This window comes from Pseudomonas haemolytica, from assembly GCF_009659625.1.
Taxonomy (GTDB): domain Bacteria; phylum Pseudomonadota; class Gammaproteobacteria; order Pseudomonadales; family Pseudomonadaceae; genus Aquipseudomonas; species Aquipseudomonas haemolytica.
The window spans coordinates 1,060,635-1,078,462 of the sequence record NZ_VOIW01000001.1; the positions used below are offsets into that span (position 1 = coordinate 1,060,635).

The following is a 17,828-nucleotide window of genomic DNA, read 5'->3' on the forward strand; positions in this document are numbered from 1 at the left end:
GCTGATTCAGTAAGGGTTTGAATGAACAGGATTATTGTAATACTCGCATTAGTGGTGCTTGCAGGCTGTTCCTCCACCAGTGCCACGACCCACGCCAAGCGCGGCGCCAGTGGCATCGAGATCGACTGCTCCGGCTTGGGCAATAAATGGGAGAAGTGCGAGAAGCGTGCTGCCCGTGAGTGCAAGATGCAGGGTTACAAGGTCGTCGCCCGCTCCAGTGATGCCCAGGATGAAGAGGGTGACTACCTGTTTGGTTGGAACCCTGCAGGTGCGGTGACTCGGACGATGTTGGTGATCTGTAAGTGAGGGCGTTTGTGTTCGCCGTAGGTGTTTATTCTCTCAGCAGATTAGTTCGCTCATGGGCTGTTCAAAATCGTCAAGTCATGCTAAAACCTTCGAAGCGCTTTTCCTAGCTGCTTGAAAAAGAAGGGAAAAATATGACGAAGTCGGAGTTGATCGAACGAATTGTCACCCATCAAGGGCTGCTCTCATCCAAGGATGTAGAGCTGGCTATCAAGACCATGCTTGAGCAAATGTCCCAGTGCCTGGCTACCGGGGATCGTATCGAGATCCGCGGCTTCGGTAGTTTCTCACTGCACTACCGCGCACCGCGCGTAGGTCGCAACCCAAAAACCGGCCAGTCCGTGAGCCTCGACGGCAAGTTCGTGCCCCACTTCAAGCCGGGCAAGGAATTGCGCGATCGGGTGAACGAAGAAGAGGAAGAAGGCGTCTGAGTGTTTTTGGGGTAGGAGAAAGTTATGCGTGGGGTTAAGCGCGTTGTTGCGGTATTGATTGCAGTGCTTGCGGCGTTGGTGGTTTTGGCATTCGTGCTCGAGAATCAGCAGGGCGTTGCGCTGTCATTCCTGGGGTGGAGTACTGCGCAAATGCCGGTGGCGGTATTTGTGGTGGCGGCTTTGATTGTGGGGATGCTGATAGGGCCGCTGTTAGGGGTATTTGTGCGTAGAAGCCGATATAAGTCGATTGCCTAGCGATAGGTTCTGTTGCAAAGGTGACGTCGTCTTAATGGCTTTGATGACCGTTTGTCAGAAACCTTATGATGCAACGCTTTTTGAGTTTCGCGCGGAGGCCTGTTCACATTGCTCCGATGGTTCAGATTGCACGCACAGGTTAATCAGAATCATCCTACATACGTGTCAAGACTTGTAATATGTCAGAGAGATGGCAAAATGGAATCTGTTCTCGATAACAGGCATTTTGTGCGCTCAAAATTTGGCAGAGACGCCGGGTTTTTGGCGGTCATCCAATTAAAATAAAAAATACACAATTTCTGCCTGCATAACGAGCCCGCAGTTTCTCTTTGAAGGCAGGTTTTTGTTGTGAGTAGTAGCTTCCGCGCGCCCCCGGTACCGCCATTTGAGATCAGCCTCATCGCAGTCTCTGAGGCCGTCTGCAAACAGAAGAAATTCATAGCGCTAGTAACTGCCGCAGTAGGCTTGATCGCTGTGGCATATGCGTTTATCGCCACTCCTGAGTATCAGGTGAGCAGCGTGTTGAGGCCTGCGGCTATTAACGAGCTGGATGCGCTTAATCGCTCTGAGATTTACGCCCTTCCTCCTGGGGAGGCATTGACCAGAGTTGGTGCTGCGTTGGAGTCCTATGAAACCAGGCTTGGTTTTTTTCGTGAAAACCAGAAGCTCTTCAAAGAGTTTGAGCGCCCGGGTCGGACGCTCGAGCAGAGCTTCGAAGAGTTCAACCGTAACTCGATTAGTCTGTCCCTCCCAGACCCAAAGAAAGCAGACATCCTGAGTTCTTTTATTCGAATTGAAATGAACTATCCCAAAGATGTTGATGGGGTAACTATCCTCAATGGATTTGTGAATTACGCGATAGCAACGGAAAGAGAGCATATTGCGGCCGACCTAAATGTTATTGTCAAAAACCGACTGAACGAATTGAATGGAAAGCTTAAGGCTGCGCGTTCTAGTTATGATAATGACAAAGAAGCCAAGATTGTCTCGCTGCAAGAATCCAACAATCTACGTCGTGCTCAACTGCGTGATGAGCTCAAGGCTTTACGTACCCAGTTGAAGACTGAGCGCGCCGACCGAGTTGCGCAGCTAAACGAAGCCATCGGCATCGCCAAATCTTTAGGGATCCGTAAACCCACTACACCAACCTCATTGGGTGAGGCGGATCGAGTGGGCACGCCTACCACTATGCGAACCGAAGTCAATAATCAGCAGATCCCGCTTTACTTCATGGGATCGGAGGCATTAGAGGCTGAACGTAGTGCTCTGCAGCAGAGGAAATCCGACGACTTCACTGCTAGGAGGATTGGGGAGATTGCCAAGGAACTGCAGTTGCTTGAAAATAATCGCGAAGTTGAAATTTTAAATAGTCGCCAGAATGAAGACGTGTTTCTCGCCGGTGTCCAGTCGTTGCGCGCTGAAGCTGTGCGGTTGCAGGGGCTCGATATTGACATGAGTCGTTTGAAACTGGTCACAATCGATAAGCAGGCCTTGGAGCCTCTTAACCCGATTAAGCCCAATAGAAAGTTGATCATCATATTCGGCTTGTTGTTCGGGCTCGGGCTCGGTGTTGCGATTGTCGCCCTCCGCTCTATTCTTAGCCAGCAGCGAGCAGCAGTACCAGTACCTGTATCGTTGGTAAATAATTCGATGGTTTGAAGTTCGTAGCGTATTGCATTGCCTGGAGCTATCAGCTTAAAAAGTGTGTGCTCCTTCCAGGCTGGCTCGATTATTGGTTGCGGTGCGGCGCGTACCTTTTGGCTGTTCCGTTATTGGCTCAGGCGTATAGCGTGTCCTGTAGGCGATGTGTTTAGCCAGCGTGTTAACTTTAATCAGGCTTCGTGCCTGTCATTCAGTGCTTGTTGAAGCTTTATCTATGCATGCAAAGCGCTCGGCAGCCTTCGCTTTGTCGGATTTTCCAGGTATGCGAACGAAGCTCCCACCCCTCAACTACGCTTGTGTTTCGATGCACCGCAAAAAGGTATGACTGGCTCTGGCCCGCTAGGAGAATGAGAGATTTGGCGGGTCAGGGTCAGATTGATGGAGGCATGGCTGCGCGCAGGCGTGATGAAATTCACACCTTTATCATGGAACCTGGCGCTGCTGGGGTCGGTCAACTGCGTCAATATTAGTAATCCTCAAGGCCAGCGCCTCCGCTGCCCGTTAATTTTATCGGCATGAAAGGGAAATTTTAATCCAATGAAAGGTATTGTTTTGGCTGGTGGTTCCGGGACGCGGCTTTACCCGATAACCAAGGGTGTTTCCAAGCAGCTGTTACCTGTATATGACAAGCCAATGATTTATTATCCATTGTCAGTTCTTTTTTTGGCAGGCATCCGCGACATCTTGCTTATCAGCACGCCGGTGGATATTGATGGCTTCAAGCGCTTGCTCGGCGACGGCAGTGATTTTGGCGTGAATATCAGCTACGCGGTTCAACCACAGCCTGATGGCCTTGCTCAAGCTTTCATTATCGGTGAAGAGTTCATTGGCGATGATTCGGTGTGCCTGGTGCTGGGCGACAACATATTTTATGGTCAGGGTTTCAGCCCGATGCTCCGTTCGGCTGCCGGGCAAGCGAATGGTGCAAGTGTCTTCGGTTATCAGGTAAAAGACCCGGAACGCTTCGGTGTAGTGGAGTTTGACGAACAAAAGCGTGCGATCTCGATCGAAGAAAAACCGTCTGAACCAAAGTCCAATTTCGCCGTGACGGGGCTTTATTTTTACGACAATGATGTTGTGGAGATAGCTAAGCAAGTGAAGCCGTCCCTTCGTGGTGAGCTGGAGATCACTAGCATCAATGAAGCCTATCTGAAGCGGGGTGACCTTAGGGTCGAGCTTCTAGGGCGTGGTTTTGCGTGGCTCGATACGGGTACGCATGAGAGCCTGCTTGAGGCTGCCCACTTCGTAGAAACCCTGGAGAAACGTCAAGGGTACAAGGTCGCATGCCTTGAAGAAATCGCCTTTCATAACGGCTGGCTGACGGTCGATCAGTTGGTCCGGATCGGAGAAACCCTCAGTAAGAATGCCTACGGTCAGTATTTGCTAAGCATTGCACGAGAAAAAAAATAAGGTTTACGTTGATCAACTCAGATCAGGCTGGCTATGTGGCATAATTTTCCAGGCGCTGGCTCATAGGGCATTTCTCGGGCCGTATCCTGAAAATTCTGAGTCGAGAAGCGAGCTAGTCGTATACTAGTCTGCTGAGTATAGAAAAAAGCTGGGCTTTTTGACGCTTTTAAGAGATGAATGATGATTCCATTTAATAGACCACCCTACACCGGCAGCGAAGATCAATATGTTCTCGCTGCGATGAGAAGTGAAAAAATATCTGGTGATGGCAAGTATTCTGCGCTTTGCCAAAAATGGTTTGAGGAAACGCTGGGCTGCAAAAAATTCCTGTTGACGCCTTCCTGTACCCAGGCGTTGGAAATGGCGGCATTGCTGGTGGATATTCAGCCCGGTGACGAAGTCATCATGCCCAGTTATACGTTTGTCAGCACCGCGAACGCTTTTGTGTTGCGCGGCGCACGCATTGTCTTCGTAGACGTACGCGCCGATACCATGAATCTGGACGAGACGCTTATTGAAGCGGCCATTACCGAAAAGACCAAGGCGATTGTCCCTGTTCATTACGCCGGCGTAGCGTGTGAAATGGATACGATCATGGATATCGCTCGGCGGCACGACCTCTTCGTTATTGAAGACGCAGCGCAGGCGATGATGTCAACGTATAAAGGGCGTCCTCTGGGGACGATCGGCCATTTGGCTGCCTTTAGTTTTCATGAAACCAAGAACTATACGAGCGCGGGCGAGGGTGGGGGCCTGATTATCAATGATGAGCGCTTTTCTTCACGGGCCGAAATCATTCGTGAAAAGGGTACTAATCGCAATCAATACTTCCGGGGCATGGTTGATAAATACAGCTGGGTCGATGTAGGGAGTAGTTATCTTCCATCAGATATCCAAGCCGCCTATCTGTGGGGGCAACTGGATAACTGTAACCTGATCAACGAAACAAGATTGAAAATATGGAATGCGTATAAAGCCGGTTTACAAGGCTTGATGGAGGCTGGCAAATTGAGATTGCCTACCATTCCAGTCGATTGTGAACATAATGGTCATATGTTCTATATCAAAGTCTGCGACCTCGATACGCGGGCAGCGCTGCTGGCCCACTTAAAGTCTGAGGGTGTTGGCGCGGTGTTCCATTATGTGCCGCTTCACTCGGCTCTTGCCGGCGAGAAGTTCAGTCGGTTTGCAGGCGTAGATCGTTTCACTACGGCTGAAAGCGAAAGCTTAATTCGCCTGCCAGTATGGTATGGCTTGAGCGATCAACAGATCCAAACTGTTATTGCAGCAGTAAAAAGCTTTTACGGTACCCTCTGAAGCGGGTTTATGTAAATTGTAGTCTTAAAGTGCTCAGGTGGGTTTTGTGTCTGGTTTATATAGTGCCATGTGGACAGGGTTCGCTCATCTAACGAAAATACTCGCGGGATTCATCGTGCTAAAATTAGTCGCGGTGTATCTGGGGGCTGAAGGCTTGGGTAGCTTGGGCCAGTTGATGAGTTTAATTACCATCTTATCCCTGATTGCGGGCGGTGGGATAACCAATGGCGTCATTAAATATGTAGCTGAATACAAAAGCCTGCCGCCGAAGATGCTCCATTTTGTATCTGGAGCATTTTCGTATGCGTCATATTTCTCTATCGCGCTGTTGGCCATTTGCCTGATTTTCTCAGCGCCACTTGCCAAGGTTATCATGGGTGGGGCGGAATACGCCTGGGTAGTGATTTTCGTTGGCGTCGCACAATGTGGCTTTGCGTTAACAAATTTGATAGTAGGCGTAGTTAACGGTCTGAAGGAGACGAAAGTTTTCGCGATCATACAGATCGTTGGTGGTTTTCTGGCCATTCCGATTGCATGGGCGCTTATCGCGAAGTTTGGATGGGAGGGTGCCGTCATCGCGCTCTGCGTGATAGTGGTTTTTCCATTGGTCCCGGGTGTGATTGTTTTTCTCAAATCACGCTTCAATGGCCAAGTAAAGTTTCTGTCGTTACGTAAGTTGCCGGTAAAGTTGTTGGCGCCATTTTCGCTTATGTTATTTACCAGTGCGGTTGCTTTTCCAGTCGTGGAGATGGTGGTAAGGAATTATCTTATTACGAGTGAGGGATACCATCAGGCGGGTCTTTGGCAGGGTGCGATAAAACTCTCCAGTGCATACCTTGGTTTTTTCAGCATGTTTCTTGGGTATTATTTTATGCCCATGATATCTGAGCAGCATGACAAGTCTGTTATAGCACGCTTGGTTTTTAAGTATCTGGCGTTTGTGATGATATTGTTTGTTGTTGGCGGCACTGTTTTATATATTGGGCGTTCTTTTTTTCTACCGCTGGCGCTCTCGTCCGACTTCAAAGAGCTTGAAGAGTTAATCATCTATCAACTGTCGGGCGACTTTTTTAGAATATCTGCTTATGTCATTGGCTATGTTGCCGTGGCTAAGGCCGCGACAAGGCTTTATGTAGTAGCTGAGTTTTTTCAAAGTCTTGTATTTTTAACTGCCGTATTCGCGGTGTCATTTTTGTACAGCGGTGTACAGGGGGTGATGCTGGGATACATGGCAACGTATATAATTTATTTCATTGTTTGCGTTGTCGGCTTTCGGATCTATCTAGGAAAAGCAGCATAGCGCCTTAGACACTAAATTGATGTTGGAGATAACATGAAAAAGGTTCTTTTTGTACAGTCGTCACTGGGTTTAGGGGGCATTGAGACTTTCTTTGTTCGCCTGGTAAAAGAGCTCAGTGCCAAGGGAGTACGTCCCCAATTTGTATTTCTATACAAAAAATTGATTAATCCAAAGCTGTTGATTGAAATCCAGAAATACTCCGATGTTTATTATTGGCAAGACCTGGTGGGCTTGTCCGTCGACGCACTGGGGGAAAAGGCGAAGCTAATGCTTCCGCTGAGTTCTAAAAAGGTCGAAGCACTTTTTTCTGATTGCGAGGCCATACACGTTTCCAATGCTTTGACTTATCTCTGTGCTCAACGTCTCGCTTCCTGTTTACCCCAAGAGCTTAAATGCGTTTTTGGGATTTATCACGCTAACGAACTTGCCTGGGGCGGGAAGAAACTCCCTGCCTATGAGGGTTACTTTCGAGAAAAGCTATTTGGCACCCCCCCAATGCTTTTATTTTTCAACCAAGCCTCTGTAGACAAAACCGCGAAAGCAAATAATTTCGCCGCTTATCCGTCTATGCTATTCCCACTGGGTGTGGATATGCCCAGTGTATGTCGCGAACCGATCCAAACGTCAGACGATAAACTTCGGCTTGTATCAGTAGGACGACTTGTAGAATTTAAGACCTACAATTTGTATATGTTGGATGTTGCCCGTGAGTTAAAAGATAATGGCATCAATTTCACCTATAGTATCTTCGGTTCTGGACCTTTAAGCGACGTCATGGCCGCCAGGATTACAGAGTTGGGATTGCAGGAGCATGTAATTCTCGAGGGCGATCTGGAGTACTCACGGCTAGATGAGGAACTCTCCACGCACCATCTTTTTATTGGTACAGGAACCGCATTGCTGCACGCGGCGGCGAATGGTCTTGCGTGCATTACAGCTATTGAAAATGAGCAGGACTCCACCTCTTATGGGTATTTTTCTGAATTGCCTGGTTACGATTATCATGAGCAGGGTATGGCTTTCGAAAAATACAAGTTTTATGACTTGATCGCGCAATACAGTGTCCTTGATCTTGCGGGCAGAGAAGCGTTGTCACAGCGCCATCTGGTGAGAAGCAAGGCGTTCGACATGAATGCTTGTGCGGATAACTTTGTCGAAGCTTTCGAAATGGCTCCATTTATCAAAAAGTCGTCGTTTATTTTCTATTCGTTCATGCTCCGCTTTGTTGCCTGTGAGCTCATTGCGACAGTGACTTCTGGAGAAAAATACAGCAAAAAATATGAGCATGTTCTGTGAGTGCTAACGATTCAGTGCGCTGTTCTTTGCCGGTTTGCTGGAGTGTTGTTGCATGATGAGATTGTTTGTCTTTATCGCGCTCGTCATTGTAAAAGTCGGTTTTTTCTTTGTGTTTATTTCCAACCCGACAACACTTTTTTCGGGTGGCAGCGATGCTGACTTTTATGATGCTTATGCGTTGGGTGAGGAATCTCTGACGTCTAGTGTCTGGCCTGACTGGCTGAGGGCGCTGAATGAGGTAGGGCTGTATTCGCGGGTGGGTGTCAGCATCTTTCTGATGGTGCTGGGAGTCATAGTTATTCCTATTTTGTGTGGGCGCCTGGCTTTGGTTAAAGCTTACCCTTACAAGACAAGGGTTTGCTTGGGCATTGCCATAGCAATCAGCATGTACCCGACACTTTTTTACTATACGCTTGATATTTATCGAGATGTATTCATGCTGTTTGTTTTTTTGTCGGGTTTGCTGTTTGTAAAGTGGTCAATACACGCGCTGTCTCCGTTGCAGAAAACATTCTATGTGTTGGTTGTGTTTGCTCATTGCTACTTGCTTTACTTGTTTCGAGGTTACTTGGGCTTTGCGTTTTTTATTTCCTACTTAGGTTTTTTTATGTTTCGCGTGCGGAAGCTGTCATTTTTTCTGCATGTTGTTCCTATGCTGATTGTGTTGAATGTTTTTTATATATTGGGGCTGTTTGAACCTTTGATGGCTTATCGAGGGTTGTTTGATGGTGTGGAGGGCGGTGCGAGTTTGGGGATTCGCTTCGATTCCGCATTGATGTTTATTCCGGATTTTACGCTGAACCTTCTGTATCAGCTGTTTGGTCTTTACTTTCCGAATATCATGGCAATATTTGTTTTTTTTCTGGAGAGTATTCCTTTTGCGATAGCATTTTTCTACGTTGTTAAGAATCGGTCGTATGCAGATTCTTTCGTGAATTTCATGGTTGCGTTTTCAATTGTGTATTCAATTATATGGCTTTTGGGTAATGATAATCTTGGTACAGCTATGAGGCTGCGCATGTACGCGTATGTCAGCTTTATTATTTGTAGTCTGATTATTTATCAGCGTAAAAAGCTATTTCTACAAGAGCAAACTGCCAGCTGATATCTAAATGGCGCAGTTCGTTTGATTTGGACCTCACAACAGCGGAGTGGTGTGCATGAATGTTTCAATAACGGGAGGGAGCGGGTTTATCGGAAAGCTGCTGTCAGCAGCATTAGCTGCGCGCGGTGACCGCATTACTCAGCTTTCTCGTCGTGATGGCATGCCGGGGCGTTCTGCAAGGTGCGTAAAGGGGGACCTTGTCACAGGAGGGGATGCGCTTGTGGAGTTTGTCCAGGACTGCGACGTTGTTTACCATTGCGCGGGAGAGGTTAAAAATACAGCTTTGATGTACGCCCTGCATGTAGGGGGGACGAGAAATCTGCTCAGAGCTGTGAGCGAAGAAATCCTGCGTACGGGCCGAGCGATTCATTGGGTCCAGCTCAGCAGCACAGGGGCATATGGCCCGCAGGCCAAGGCTGCGTCCCTTCCCTCGAATGTGAACGAACACTTCACTCCCGCGCCGGTCGGGGAGTATGAAGTGACGAAGACGATAGCCGATGAACTGGTTGTCGCCCTGGCATCTATACAACCGCTATTTACTTACACGATCATCAGGCCCTCAATTGTCATTGGGAGGGACATGTCCAATCAGTCTTTCTTTCAAATGGCGAATATCGTACGTAAGCGGTTGTTCTTCTATATTGGCGAGCAAGGCGCATTGTCGACTTATGTTCATGTGGACGATGTGGTCCGTGCGCTGTTGATATGCTCAACCGATCGCAGGGCGGTGGGGGAGACGTTCATAGTGTCAAATGATTGCCTCTTGAAGGAGGTCATTGATCAGATGGCTAGAAGCCAGGGGGTACCGGCCCCGCGTTTGAGGATGCCCGAAGGCGCGGTACGCATGTTGACTCGTGTACTTTCCCCCTTGGTGCGATTGCCTTTGACCCAAGAGCGTGTGGATGCGTTAACCAAACGTGTTGGTTACAGCGCTGCACATATTAAAAGCACTTTGGGCTTTGAGTTTAATAGTTCTATTCCTGAAGCTGTTCCTGGCTTGATTTCAGCTCGAACTGAGCAAGTTTCTTGAATTTACGGTGGTAGCGTATGGCTCATATCAAAAAAATCTGTATTGTCGCAACAGTGCCTGTCGCCCTCCGAGCGTTCATGCTTGAGCATGTGAATAAGCTGGCAGAAACCCACAGCGTTACGCTTATGGCAAATGGCACAGAGGCTGACGTGGCCGGAATGTTGGGTGAAAACGTTCGATTCTTACCGCTTCCGATTGAGCGCCAGGTGTCCTTGCTCAGCGACGTGAAGTCATTGATCAAGCTGTACCAGATATTTTCTAAAGAGAAGTTCGACTGCGTTTTGTCGATCATGCCCAAGTCTGGCCTGCTTTCCATGTTGGCGGGATTCTTCGCGCGTACGCCGGTGCGTGTGCATATTTTCACGGGCCAAGTGTGGTTTACCAAGCAGGGAATTGCTCGTATTGGCCTGAAAAACCTAGATCGATTGTTATCCTTCTGCGCTACAAGTTTATTAGCCGACAGCCCTTCTCAGCGGGCGTTTCTAGTTTCGGAACGAGTAGTCAGCCCGAGCAAGATCAGTGTTTTGGGTCAAGGTTCCATCAGTGGCGTCGACATTGCGCGCTTCAAGCCGAGCGCGCAATTGCGTCAGGAGATACGTGAAACCCTTGGTATTCCTGAGTCGGATGTGGTTTTTCTGTTCATGGCTCGCCTGACACATGTGAAGGGTGTTCCGGAACTGGGCCAGGCTTTCAGGGCTGTAGCGGCTGATCTGCCTGACGCGCACCTACTGGTAGTGGGTCCCGATGAAGATGGCCTTGATGGCCGTCTGGCGGAATTGATGCTGCCGTTTGGTAACCGATACCACCGAATTGGTTACACGCAGGTGCCGGAAAGCTACATGGCGGCTGCGGACGTTTTTTGTATTCCCAGTTATCGCGAAGGCTTCAGCCTGGCGACGATACAGGCTGCCGGTGTCGGCCTCCCAGCCATTGCATCCCGGATCTATGGCCTGACTGATGCGGTGAAAGAGGGCGTGACAGGGATCTTTCATCGGGCGGGCGCGGTTGATGAACTGAGTGCTGCCATCTTGAAGCTCTATTCCGATGAGCCAATGCGAAATCAAATGTCCAAGGCCGCGGAACTCAGGGCTCATAAGGATTTTTCCCAAGCATTCATTGTTCAAGAAATGCATCTCTATATAACATCCTTATTGAGCAAGGTCGGCTAAGTCGCTTTGGCGCGTCCTCTGTTGAGGTTAACGTGGGCTTCAAGGCTCTAGTAATTCAATAGCATGATTTAATGTGGGTAGATGGATGAAACGGTGTTTTGATTTTGTCGCTTCTTTTGCCGCGTTGTTTTTTCTGTGGCCTGTGCTTGCACTGGTTGCCTGGAGAATCAAGAAAAACCTCGGTTCGCCAGTCCTGTTCAGGCAGGTAAGGCCCGGCCTCAACGGCGTCCCTTTCGAGATGATAAAGTTTCGAACCATGCGCGATGCAACGGATGCCCAAGGCAACACGTTGCCTGATGCGGAGCGTATGACGCCTTTCGGCTCGTTTTTGCGCTCCTCTAGCCTGGACGAATTGCCAGGGTTGTGGAATGTGCTCAAGGGCGATATGAGTCTCGTCGGGCCGCGCCCATTGTTGATGGAGTATCTACCCCTTTATTCGCCTGAGCAGTTGCGACGTCATGAAGTTCGCCCAGGCGTTAGCGGCTGGGCGCAAGTCAATGGTCGCAATGCGATCAGTTGGGAAGAAAAATTCAAGCTGGACGTGTGGTACGTGGACAACGCCAGTTTTTTCCTCGACCTCAAGATCATCTACCTGACTGTAAAGAAGGTGATTGTTAAGGACGGTATCAGTGCTGAAGGCGAGGCGACCATGTCCAAATTCACAGGAGGTGACTCCCGATGAAATTGGCTGTACTCGGTGCCAGTGGCCATGGCAAGGTGGTGGCCGACACAGCCCAAGCTTGCGGTTGGAAACAAATAGATTTTTTTGATGACGCCTGGCCCACTCGCCAGCAGAATGGCCATTGGCAAATTACCGGCGGTTTAGCCCAGCTGTTACCTCGGCTGGACGATTATGATGGAGTGTTCGTCGCTATCGGAAATAATCGGATACGCTATGGCAAGTTGACTGAATTGGAGTCAGCCGGCGCAAAGATTGTCTCGCTCATTCATCCCCAGGCTGTCATCAGTCAATATGCCTCCATTGGTATCGGTACGCTGGTTCTCGCAGGCGTCGTCGTGAATGTTGATACCGTGATCGGTCGTGGCGTAATACTCAATACCGGCTGCAGTGTCGATCATGATTGTGTCCTGCACGATGGTGTGCATATCTGCCCAGGTGCACGACTTGCTGGCGGGGTCGAGGTTGGCAAGCTGAGTTGGGTTGGGATTGGGTCCTGCGTTCGACAGTCGCTACGCATAGGCACAGGGGTGGTAATTGGTGCCGGTGCAGCGGTGGTGACTGATATCGCTGACGCTTTGACCGTGGTCGGAGTGCCTGCCCGCGCTCTTCTCAAGACATGAGCACTCACGCTGTCCTAAATGGCTGCTCAGGACGATAATGTCGTTCTTGCTAAGCCTTTGATAGTTCTTACTCTTTACTTAATTGTCATTTCGACGGGTACTCACAGTGCTAAATACACCTTTTTCTCCTTGGCCATCGTTCAGTCACGAAGAGGCCGATGCCGTCCGCGATGTGATTCTTTCCAATAAAGTCAACTATTGGACTGGGCAGGAAGCCCGAACCTTCGAGAAAGAGTTCGCGGCGTGGTCGGAAACGGAGTACGCGGTTGCGCTGGCCAACGGCACTGTAGCTCTGGATGTGGCATTCAAGGCGCTTGGCATAGGTAGCGGTGATGAAGTCGTTGTTACATCCCGTACGTTTCTTGCGTCTGTTTCGAGTATCGTCAATGCAGGGGCCGTACCTGTATTCGCTGATGTTGACCTCGATTCGCAAAACATTACCGCCGAAACCATTCGTGCCGTATTGACGCCTCGTACTCGGGCTATCGTTTGTGTTCACTTGGCCGGTTGGCCATGTGATATGGATCCGATCATGGATCTTGCCGCAGAAAATGACATCAAGGTAATCGAGGATTGCGCGCAGGCGCACGGTGCTTTCTACAAAGGGCGCCGCGTCGGCTCTATTGGCCACATCGGTGCGTGGTCGTTTTGCCAAGATAAGATTATGACCACCGGCGGTGAGGGGGGCATGGTTACCACCAATGACCGCGACTTATGGTCGTCAATGTGGTCATACAAGGATCACGGCAAGAGTTGGGAGGCAGTCTATGAACGCCAGCACGCCCCCGGCTTCCGTTGGCTGCACGAAAGCTTCGGCACCAATTGGCGGATGCTGGAAGTGCAGGCTGTGATAGGCAGGATCCAACTGCGGCGCATGGTTGACTGGGAAGCGAGCCGTAAGGCTAATGCGGCGCGTATCTGGGATACAGCCAGTCAGCTTGTAGGCTTGCGTGTACCCCAAGTGCCATCGCACATCACTCATGCGGCATATAAATGTTATGTCTTTGTGGAGCCATCGTCTCTGAAGGATGGATGGAACCGCGACCGAATTATCGAAGCGCTGGTCGCTCGAGGTGTTCCGGCGTTCTCCGGTTCATGCTCCGAGGTTTACTTGGAAAAAGCTTTCGACAATACCGGGTGGCGCCCTACCGTTCGATTACCTAATGCGGTCGAGCTTGGTGAGACCAGCCTGATGTTCCTGGTTCATCCCACGCTGACGGACAAGGAAATTGAGTGGACTTGTGAGACGTTGACGCAGGTAATGCGCGAGGCAGCAACAATATAGCCGCTGGAGGCCCGGAAGTAGTTAAGGGTCCATAGGTACGGCATGTGATGAAAAATCACAGCCGTATCCAAATGTTCAACTGTTGCACATGAACCGTTTCAGTTTTAGCAAGGGTGTTTAGAGGGGTTATGGATAAGATACGTGCGTACTTGGTGGGATTGCCCCGACGACAAAAACGCGTTCTGCAACTGATAACCGACGTGTTAGTGGTCTGGTTTGCGTTATGGATGGCTTTTGTAGTACGTCTTGGCGTAGACGAGATGATCAATCCTGTCGCGATGCACTTATGGTTGTTTATCTGCGCCCCAGTCGTTGCCATTCCCTTGTTTATCCGCTTTGGCATGTATCGTGCGGTGATGCGTTATTTCGGTAATGATGCGCTGATTGCGATTATCAAGGCTGTGAGCCTTTCGTCGCTCATACTGGGTGTTGTTGTCTATTGGTACAGCAACCACCAAAATGTTGTCCCGCGTTCTATCATATTCAACTATTGGTGGCTAAGCCTCATCATGGTGGGCGGTCTGCGGTTAGGGATGCGTCAATATTTCCTGGGCGATTGGTTCGCCGCCGCACAACACGTGCCGTTCACCAATCGGGAAGATGGCTTGCCCCGTGTCGCTATCTACGGAGCAGGCGCAGCGGGTAATCAGTTGGTCGCAGCCCTGCGTATGGGTAGAGTGATGCGCCCGGTAGCATTCATCGACGACGACGTCAGTATCTCTGATCGTGTTATTTCCGGCCTTCAGGTTTACAAGCCCAAACATATTCAGCGGATGATCGACGCTACAGGCGCTCAGGAAATTCTTTTGGCTATACCCTCGTCTAATCGAGGGCGTCGCCGGGAAATCCTCGGTTTTCTTGAAGGCTTCCCCCTGCATGTGCGCAGTGTCCCTGGCTTTATGGATTTGGCCAGCGGCAGGGTGAAGGTCGACGATATCCAGGAAGTTGATATCGCTGACCTTCTGGGCCGTGATGCCGTGCCTGCTCAAGACGAACTGTTGGAGCATTGCATCAAAGGGCAGTGCGTTTTAGTGACAGGCGCCGGTGGTTCAATCGGCTCTGAGCTTTGTCGACAAATACTTTCCTTGCACCCTACGACACTGCTGTTGTTCGAACACAGTGAGTTCAACCTTTACAGCATTCTTTCCGAGCTTGAGCAGCGCATTACCCGTGAGTCATTGCCGGTTAAGCTGTTGCCAATCCTGGGGTCCATACGTAATCCGTCCAAGCTTGTCGACGTCATGAACACCTGGCGGGTGGATACTGTGTATCACGCCGCTGCCTATAAGCATGTTCCGATGGTCGAACATAATATAGCCGAGGGCGTGCTCAATAATGTAATAGGTACGCTCAATACGGCGCAGGCTGCCTTACAGACTGGCGTTGCCAACTTTGTACTGATCTCCACAGACAAGGCCGTACGCCCGACCAATATCATGGGTAGCACGAAACGATTGGCTGAATTGGTTTTGCAAGCACTAAGCCGTGAAGTCGCTCCCGTGTTGTTCGGCGACAACACCTGTGTACCCAGGGTCAATAAAACGCGCTTTACCATGGTGCGTTTCGGTAACGTACTGGGTTCTTCGGGCTCTGTCATCCCGCTATTCCATAGGCAAATCAAGTCGGGTGGGCCGTTGACGGTGACTCACCCGAAGATCACCCGTTATTTCATGACAATCCCCGAAGCGGCCCAGTTGGTAATTCAAGCCGGCTCCATGGGCCAAGGGGGAGATGTATTTGTGCTGGATATGGGCGAGCCCGTAAGAATCATCGAGCTGGCTGAGAAGATGATTCACTTGTCAGGTCTGAGTGTGCGCTCTGAGAAGAATCCTCATGGCGACATCGCCATCGAGTTTTCCGGCTTGCGTCCTGGCGAAAAACTGTACGAAGAGTTGCTGATCGGTGACAACGTGGTGGCTACCCGGCACCCGATGATCATGAGTGCTGATGAAGATAATCTTGCTTGGGACGTACTCAAGGTCAAATTGACGGAGTTGCTTTCTGCTGTGGATCAGGACGATTACTCGCGAGTTCGGCAATTGCTGCGCGATACTGTCAGCGGCTATGCGCCAGATGGCGAAATTGTTGACTGGATCTACCAGCAGCGTCGCCTTGAACCTTAAGAACGTGACCTTTATGGCGCGCGGCGCAAATGCCGCCTAGAGGCCGGCGTTGATGAGCATGGGGACGAGAACCTGGCCATCGGCGCCTTCTTCGGGCTTATGCTCATCAACGGTAACCTGATCAACCCCCCCGGTGCCATGGCAAACCCAGGCGCTTACCCATCGGCGGTTATATTCGTGATAGTGCGGTTAACTGGAGAGCGTATTCTATTTCGGAAAATCTGATGCCAGATTTCTGGCATCAGACTGGAGCACCATTATTTTTCCGAATCTAAATAATGTTTTTCGAGCTCCAGAAGTTCTTGGCTTCGATTTTTAAGCCTCTTCGCGGGTACGCCAAAATAAATGCCCCAAGGGTCTGTAGATTTCGTAACCATTGACATTGCCCCTACTGAACAACCTTCTGCCAGCGTTACACCTGGCAAAACAATGGAGGAGGTTCCGATGATGACGTGACGACCGATATGTACCGGTAACTTTGCTTCGTTCTTGTACTGGCTGGGTACAGTTGGATTGGTCAGGGTTTTTCCGCTGTAGTCATCGGATTGAGCAAAAACATGACAACCATATGCCAGGCCTGAGAAGTCCTCCATGGTGATGCCAAGCTCACCACCCGCCACATTGTTGAAAATGGCGATATGGACATTTCGCCCTAAAGTGACAGTCCCTGAAATAACGCAAAAATCATCAATGCGAGTGTTGTCACCGATTGAAATTCTATCGCAGTTATATATAGAAGCTTTGTCGCTTATCTTTACATTTTTTCCGAGGCTTTTAAAACCCATTTCTTTTAACTTTGCTTCTGAAATAAAAGCCATTTTGATAACTCATTTGGTTTGATTTGGTGGTGTTGCAAAGTTGCTCAGTTGAACGCACATGTCTTTTCGGTAGTTAGAGTGACTCGTATGTCTAACGCGAGCAACGGCGTCCAACGTTGTGAATTCTTTAGCCATGAAATTCCATTGGCAGGTACAAAACTACACCGCATCAGGGGCACCAAGGCTTTACTGGGCGCTGCACGGTTTGATCGGTGGTTTTCATCCGTTTGAAAAAAACGTTCACACATTCATTTCGGGCCTTTTGAGCACAGATCTATGGCGTCTTCCGACTGCGATTCTAGACTATGAGCGCTTCTATGTCCGCAGCTGATATCAGGGAACAACTGAGGCTCGGGGGCATCCGTGCCTCAAAATCCCTGAGTAGCGGGCTGTACAGGTATAAGGATGGAACTTCCCAAGGTCTGGAAGCTGACTTAGCTATTCTATGGCGTAATGAAAACCTAGCGAATCCACACGCTGTGCAAGGTGTACAACAGTGAATTTGGCACTGTTCACACGCTGTTACTCACCCATTTTTGACACCCTACAACCATCGCCTAACGTAGAAAAGCAGCTTCGGAATAGCTGCTTTTCTCTTACCGATGTCATGGAGCGTCACCAATGCAAAACCTCTACATTTCATCCCTCATCTTTGCCTTCCTCACCAGCCTCTCCGTTGCCACCACCGCAGCGCCGTCTATCAAACCCGAAGCCCCGACACCGATCTCCACTCAAACGACCACGACCGAACAATCCACCAAGGTCAACCTCAACGCCGCCGACGCCGAAACCCTGCGTCGCGATCTGTTCGGTATCGGCGCTTCCAAGGCAAAGGCGATCGTCGCCTATCGCGAAAGCAACGGCCCGTTCACGGCGGTGGATGAGTTGTTGGAAGTGAAAGGCATCGGCAAGGCGTTGCTGGAGAAGAATCGCGACAGGCTGGTTATCAATTGAGGATGTGAATAGGGTCCAGAAGGCCGGTCGTCGACCGGCCTTTCCGTTATTCGGGGCTCGCGCCTTTT

At 49.8% G+C, this 17,828-nt stretch carries 17 protein-coding genes; 16 read left to right on the plus strand and 1 reads right to left on the minus strand.

From position 1 onward, the window contains the following. Nucleotides 1–21: 21 nt before the first annotated feature. The 15 genes from FRT59_RS04970 (at nucleotide 22) to FRT59_RS05040 (ending at nucleotide 15,988) form a co-directional block, all read left to right on the plus strand. Nucleotides 22–306, plus strand: coding sequence for a lipoprotein (locus FRT59_RS04970; RefSeq protein ID WP_034118750.1), 285 nt, complete (start codon nucleotides 22–24; stop codon nucleotides 304–306). A 131-nt stretch (nucleotides 307–437) separates the two neighbouring features. Beyond that, nucleotides 438–734: an integration host factor subunit beta gene (gene ihfB / locus FRT59_RS04975; protein ID WP_003189779.1), complete on the plus strand. Its 297-nt coding sequence runs from the start codon at nucleotides 438–440 to the stop codon at nucleotides 732–734. A gap of 24 nt (nucleotides 735–758) precedes the next feature. Beyond that, nucleotides 759–989 carry a LapA family protein gene (locus FRT59_RS04980; RefSeq protein ID WP_153870554.1) on the plus strand — a complete coding sequence of 77 codons (231 nt, stop codon included), beginning with the start codon at nucleotides 759–761 and terminating at the stop codon, nucleotides 987–989. Between the two features lie 348 nt (nucleotides 990–1,337). Continuing rightward, entirely contained in the window at nucleotides 1,338–2,648 is a 1,311-nt protein-coding gene (locus FRT59_RS04985) for a Wzz/FepE/Etk N-terminal domain-containing protein (RefSeq protein WP_198809593.1), read from the plus strand. 540 nt (nucleotides 2,649–3,188) lie between these two features. Next, on the plus strand, nucleotides 3,189–4,061 hold the full coding sequence (gene rfbA, locus FRT59_RS04990; protein WP_153870555.1) for a glucose-1-phosphate thymidylyltransferase RfbA: 873 nt from the start codon (nucleotides 3,189–3,191) through the stop codon (nucleotides 4,059–4,061). Nucleotides 4,062–4,241: 180 nt separating this feature from the next. Beyond that, nucleotides 4,242–5,378 (plus strand): dTDP-4-amino-4,6-dideoxygalactose transaminase, encoded by a 1,137-nt coding sequence (rffA, locus tag FRT59_RS04995; protein WP_153870706.1) that lies wholly within the window; start codon nucleotides 4,242–4,244, stop codon nucleotides 5,376–5,378. Between the two features lie 67 nt (nucleotides 5,379–5,445). Then, nucleotides 5,446–6,678, plus strand: coding sequence for an O-antigen translocase (locus FRT59_RS05000; RefSeq protein ID WP_153870707.1), 1,233 nt, complete (start codon nucleotides 5,446–5,448; stop codon nucleotides 6,676–6,678). Between the two features lie 33 nt (nucleotides 6,679–6,711). After that, nucleotides 6,712–7,974 (plus strand): glycosyltransferase family 4 protein, encoded by a 1,263-nt coding sequence (locus tag FRT59_RS05005; RefSeq protein WP_153870556.1) that lies wholly within the window; start codon nucleotides 6,712–6,714, stop codon nucleotides 7,972–7,974. A 52-nt stretch (nucleotides 7,975–8,026) separates the two neighbouring features. Continuing rightward, nucleotides 8,027–9,079: a hypothetical protein gene (locus tag FRT59_RS05010; protein ID WP_153870557.1), complete on the plus strand. Its 1,053-nt coding sequence runs from the start codon at nucleotides 8,027–8,029 to the stop codon at nucleotides 9,077–9,079. 55 nt (nucleotides 9,080–9,134) lie between these two features. Next, on the plus strand, nucleotides 9,135–10,109 hold the full coding sequence (locus tag FRT59_RS05015) for an NAD-dependent epimerase/dehydratase family protein (protein WP_153870558.1): 975 nt from the start codon (nucleotides 9,135–9,137) through the stop codon (nucleotides 10,107–10,109). A gap of 17 nt (nucleotides 10,110–10,126) precedes the next feature. Then, a complete protein-coding gene (locus FRT59_RS05020; protein ID WP_153870559.1) occupies nucleotides 10,127–11,278 on the plus strand; it encodes a glycosyltransferase in 1,152 nt (383 codons plus the stop codon). Between the two features lie 85 nt (nucleotides 11,279–11,363). Next, nucleotides 11,364–11,960: a sugar transferase gene (locus tag FRT59_RS05025; RefSeq protein ID WP_034118758.1), complete on the plus strand. Its 597-nt coding sequence runs from the start codon at nucleotides 11,364–11,366 to the stop codon at nucleotides 11,958–11,960. Next, nucleotides 11,957–12,580: an acetyltransferase gene (locus FRT59_RS05030; RefSeq protein ID WP_034118759.1), complete on the plus strand. Its 624-nt coding sequence runs from the start codon at nucleotides 11,957–11,959 to the stop codon at nucleotides 12,578–12,580. The genes FRT59_RS05025 and FRT59_RS05030 overlap by 4 nt, the downstream gene beginning before the upstream one ends. A gap of 106 nt (nucleotides 12,581–12,686) precedes the next feature. Continuing rightward, complete coding sequence (locus FRT59_RS05035) at nucleotides 12,687–13,865, plus strand: DegT/DnrJ/EryC1/StrS family aminotransferase (protein ID WP_034118760.1); 1,179 nt, start codon at nucleotides 12,687–12,689, stop codon at nucleotides 13,863–13,865. A gap of 128 nt (nucleotides 13,866–13,993) precedes the next feature. Next, the gene (locus FRT59_RS05040; RefSeq protein ID WP_153870560.1) at nucleotides 13,994–15,988 is read left to right on the plus strand and encodes a polysaccharide biosynthesis protein; all 1,995 of its coding nucleotides are present in this window, start codon (nucleotides 13,994–13,996) and stop codon (nucleotides 15,986–15,988) included. A 257-nt stretch (nucleotides 15,989–16,245) separates the two neighbouring features. Here the strand turns inward: FRT59_RS05040 and FRT59_RS05045 are convergent, their stop codons facing one another. Continuing rightward, complete coding sequence (locus tag FRT59_RS05045) at nucleotides 16,246–16,806, minus strand: acyltransferase (RefSeq protein WP_034118762.1); 561 nt, start codon at nucleotides 16,804–16,806, stop codon at nucleotides 16,246–16,248. 621 nt (nucleotides 16,807–17,427) lie between these two features. Here FRT59_RS05045 and FRT59_RS05050 point away from each other — a divergent pair. Further along, a complete protein-coding gene (locus tag FRT59_RS05050; protein ID WP_034118763.1) occupies nucleotides 17,428–17,760 on the plus strand; it encodes a ComEA family DNA-binding protein in 333 nt (110 codons plus the stop codon). The last annotated feature ends 68 nt before the right edge of the window (nucleotides 17,761–17,828 follow it).

What these genes read in the sequence shown, in the direction of transcription:
- FRT59_RS04970 (WP_034118750.1), top strand. Translation starts at nt 22, where the DNA reads ATGAACAGGATTATTGTAATACTCGCATTAGTGGTGCTTGCAGGCTGT.
- ihfB (WP_003189779.1), top strand. Translation starts at nt 438, where the DNA reads ATGACGAAGTCGGAGTTGATCGAACGAATTGTCACCCATCAAGGGCTG.
- FRT59_RS04980 (WP_153870554.1), top strand. Translation starts at nt 759, where the DNA reads ATGCGTGGGGTTAAGCGCGTTGTTGCGGTATTGATTGCAGTGCTTGCG.
- rfbA (WP_153870555.1), top strand. Translation starts at nt 3,189, where the DNA reads ATGAAAGGTATTGTTTTGGCTGGTGGTTCCGGGACGCGGCTTTACCCG.
- rffA (WP_153870706.1), top strand. Translation starts at nt 4,242, where the DNA reads ATGATTCCATTTAATAGACCACCCTACACCGGCAGCGAAGATCAATAT.
- FRT59_RS05000 (WP_153870707.1), top strand. Translation starts at nt 5,446, where the DNA reads ATGTGGACAGGGTTCGCTCATCTAACGAAAATACTCGCGGGATTCATC.
- FRT59_RS05005 (WP_153870556.1), top strand. Translation starts at nt 6,712, where the DNA reads ATGAAAAAGGTTCTTTTTGTACAGTCGTCACTGGGTTTAGGGGGCATT.
- FRT59_RS05010 (WP_153870557.1), top strand. Translation starts at nt 8,027, where the DNA reads ATGATGAGATTGTTTGTCTTTATCGCGCTCGTCATTGTAAAAGTCGGT.
- FRT59_RS05015 (WP_153870558.1), top strand. Translation starts at nt 9,135, where the DNA reads ATGAATGTTTCAATAACGGGAGGGAGCGGGTTTATCGGAAAGCTGCTG.
- FRT59_RS05020 (WP_153870559.1), top strand. Translation starts at nt 10,127, where the DNA reads ATGGCTCATATCAAAAAAATCTGTATTGTCGCAACAGTGCCTGTCGCC.
- FRT59_RS05025 (WP_034118758.1), top strand. Translation starts at nt 11,364, where the DNA reads ATGAAACGGTGTTTTGATTTTGTCGCTTCTTTTGCCGCGTTGTTTTTT.
- FRT59_RS05030 (WP_034118759.1), top strand. Translation starts at nt 11,957, where the DNA reads ATGAAATTGGCTGTACTCGGTGCCAGTGGCCATGGCAAGGTGGTGGCC.
- FRT59_RS05040 (WP_153870560.1), top strand. Translation starts at nt 13,994, where the DNA reads ATGGATAAGATACGTGCGTACTTGGTGGGATTGCCCCGACGACAAAAA.
- FRT59_RS05045 (WP_034118762.1), bottom strand. Translation starts at nt 16,806, where the DNA reads ATGGCTTTTATTTCAGAAGCAAAGTTAAAAGAAATGGGTTTTAAAAGC.
- FRT59_RS05050 (WP_034118763.1), top strand. Translation starts at nt 17,428, where the DNA reads ATGCAAAACCTCTACATTTCATCCCTCATCTTTGCCTTCCTCACCAGC.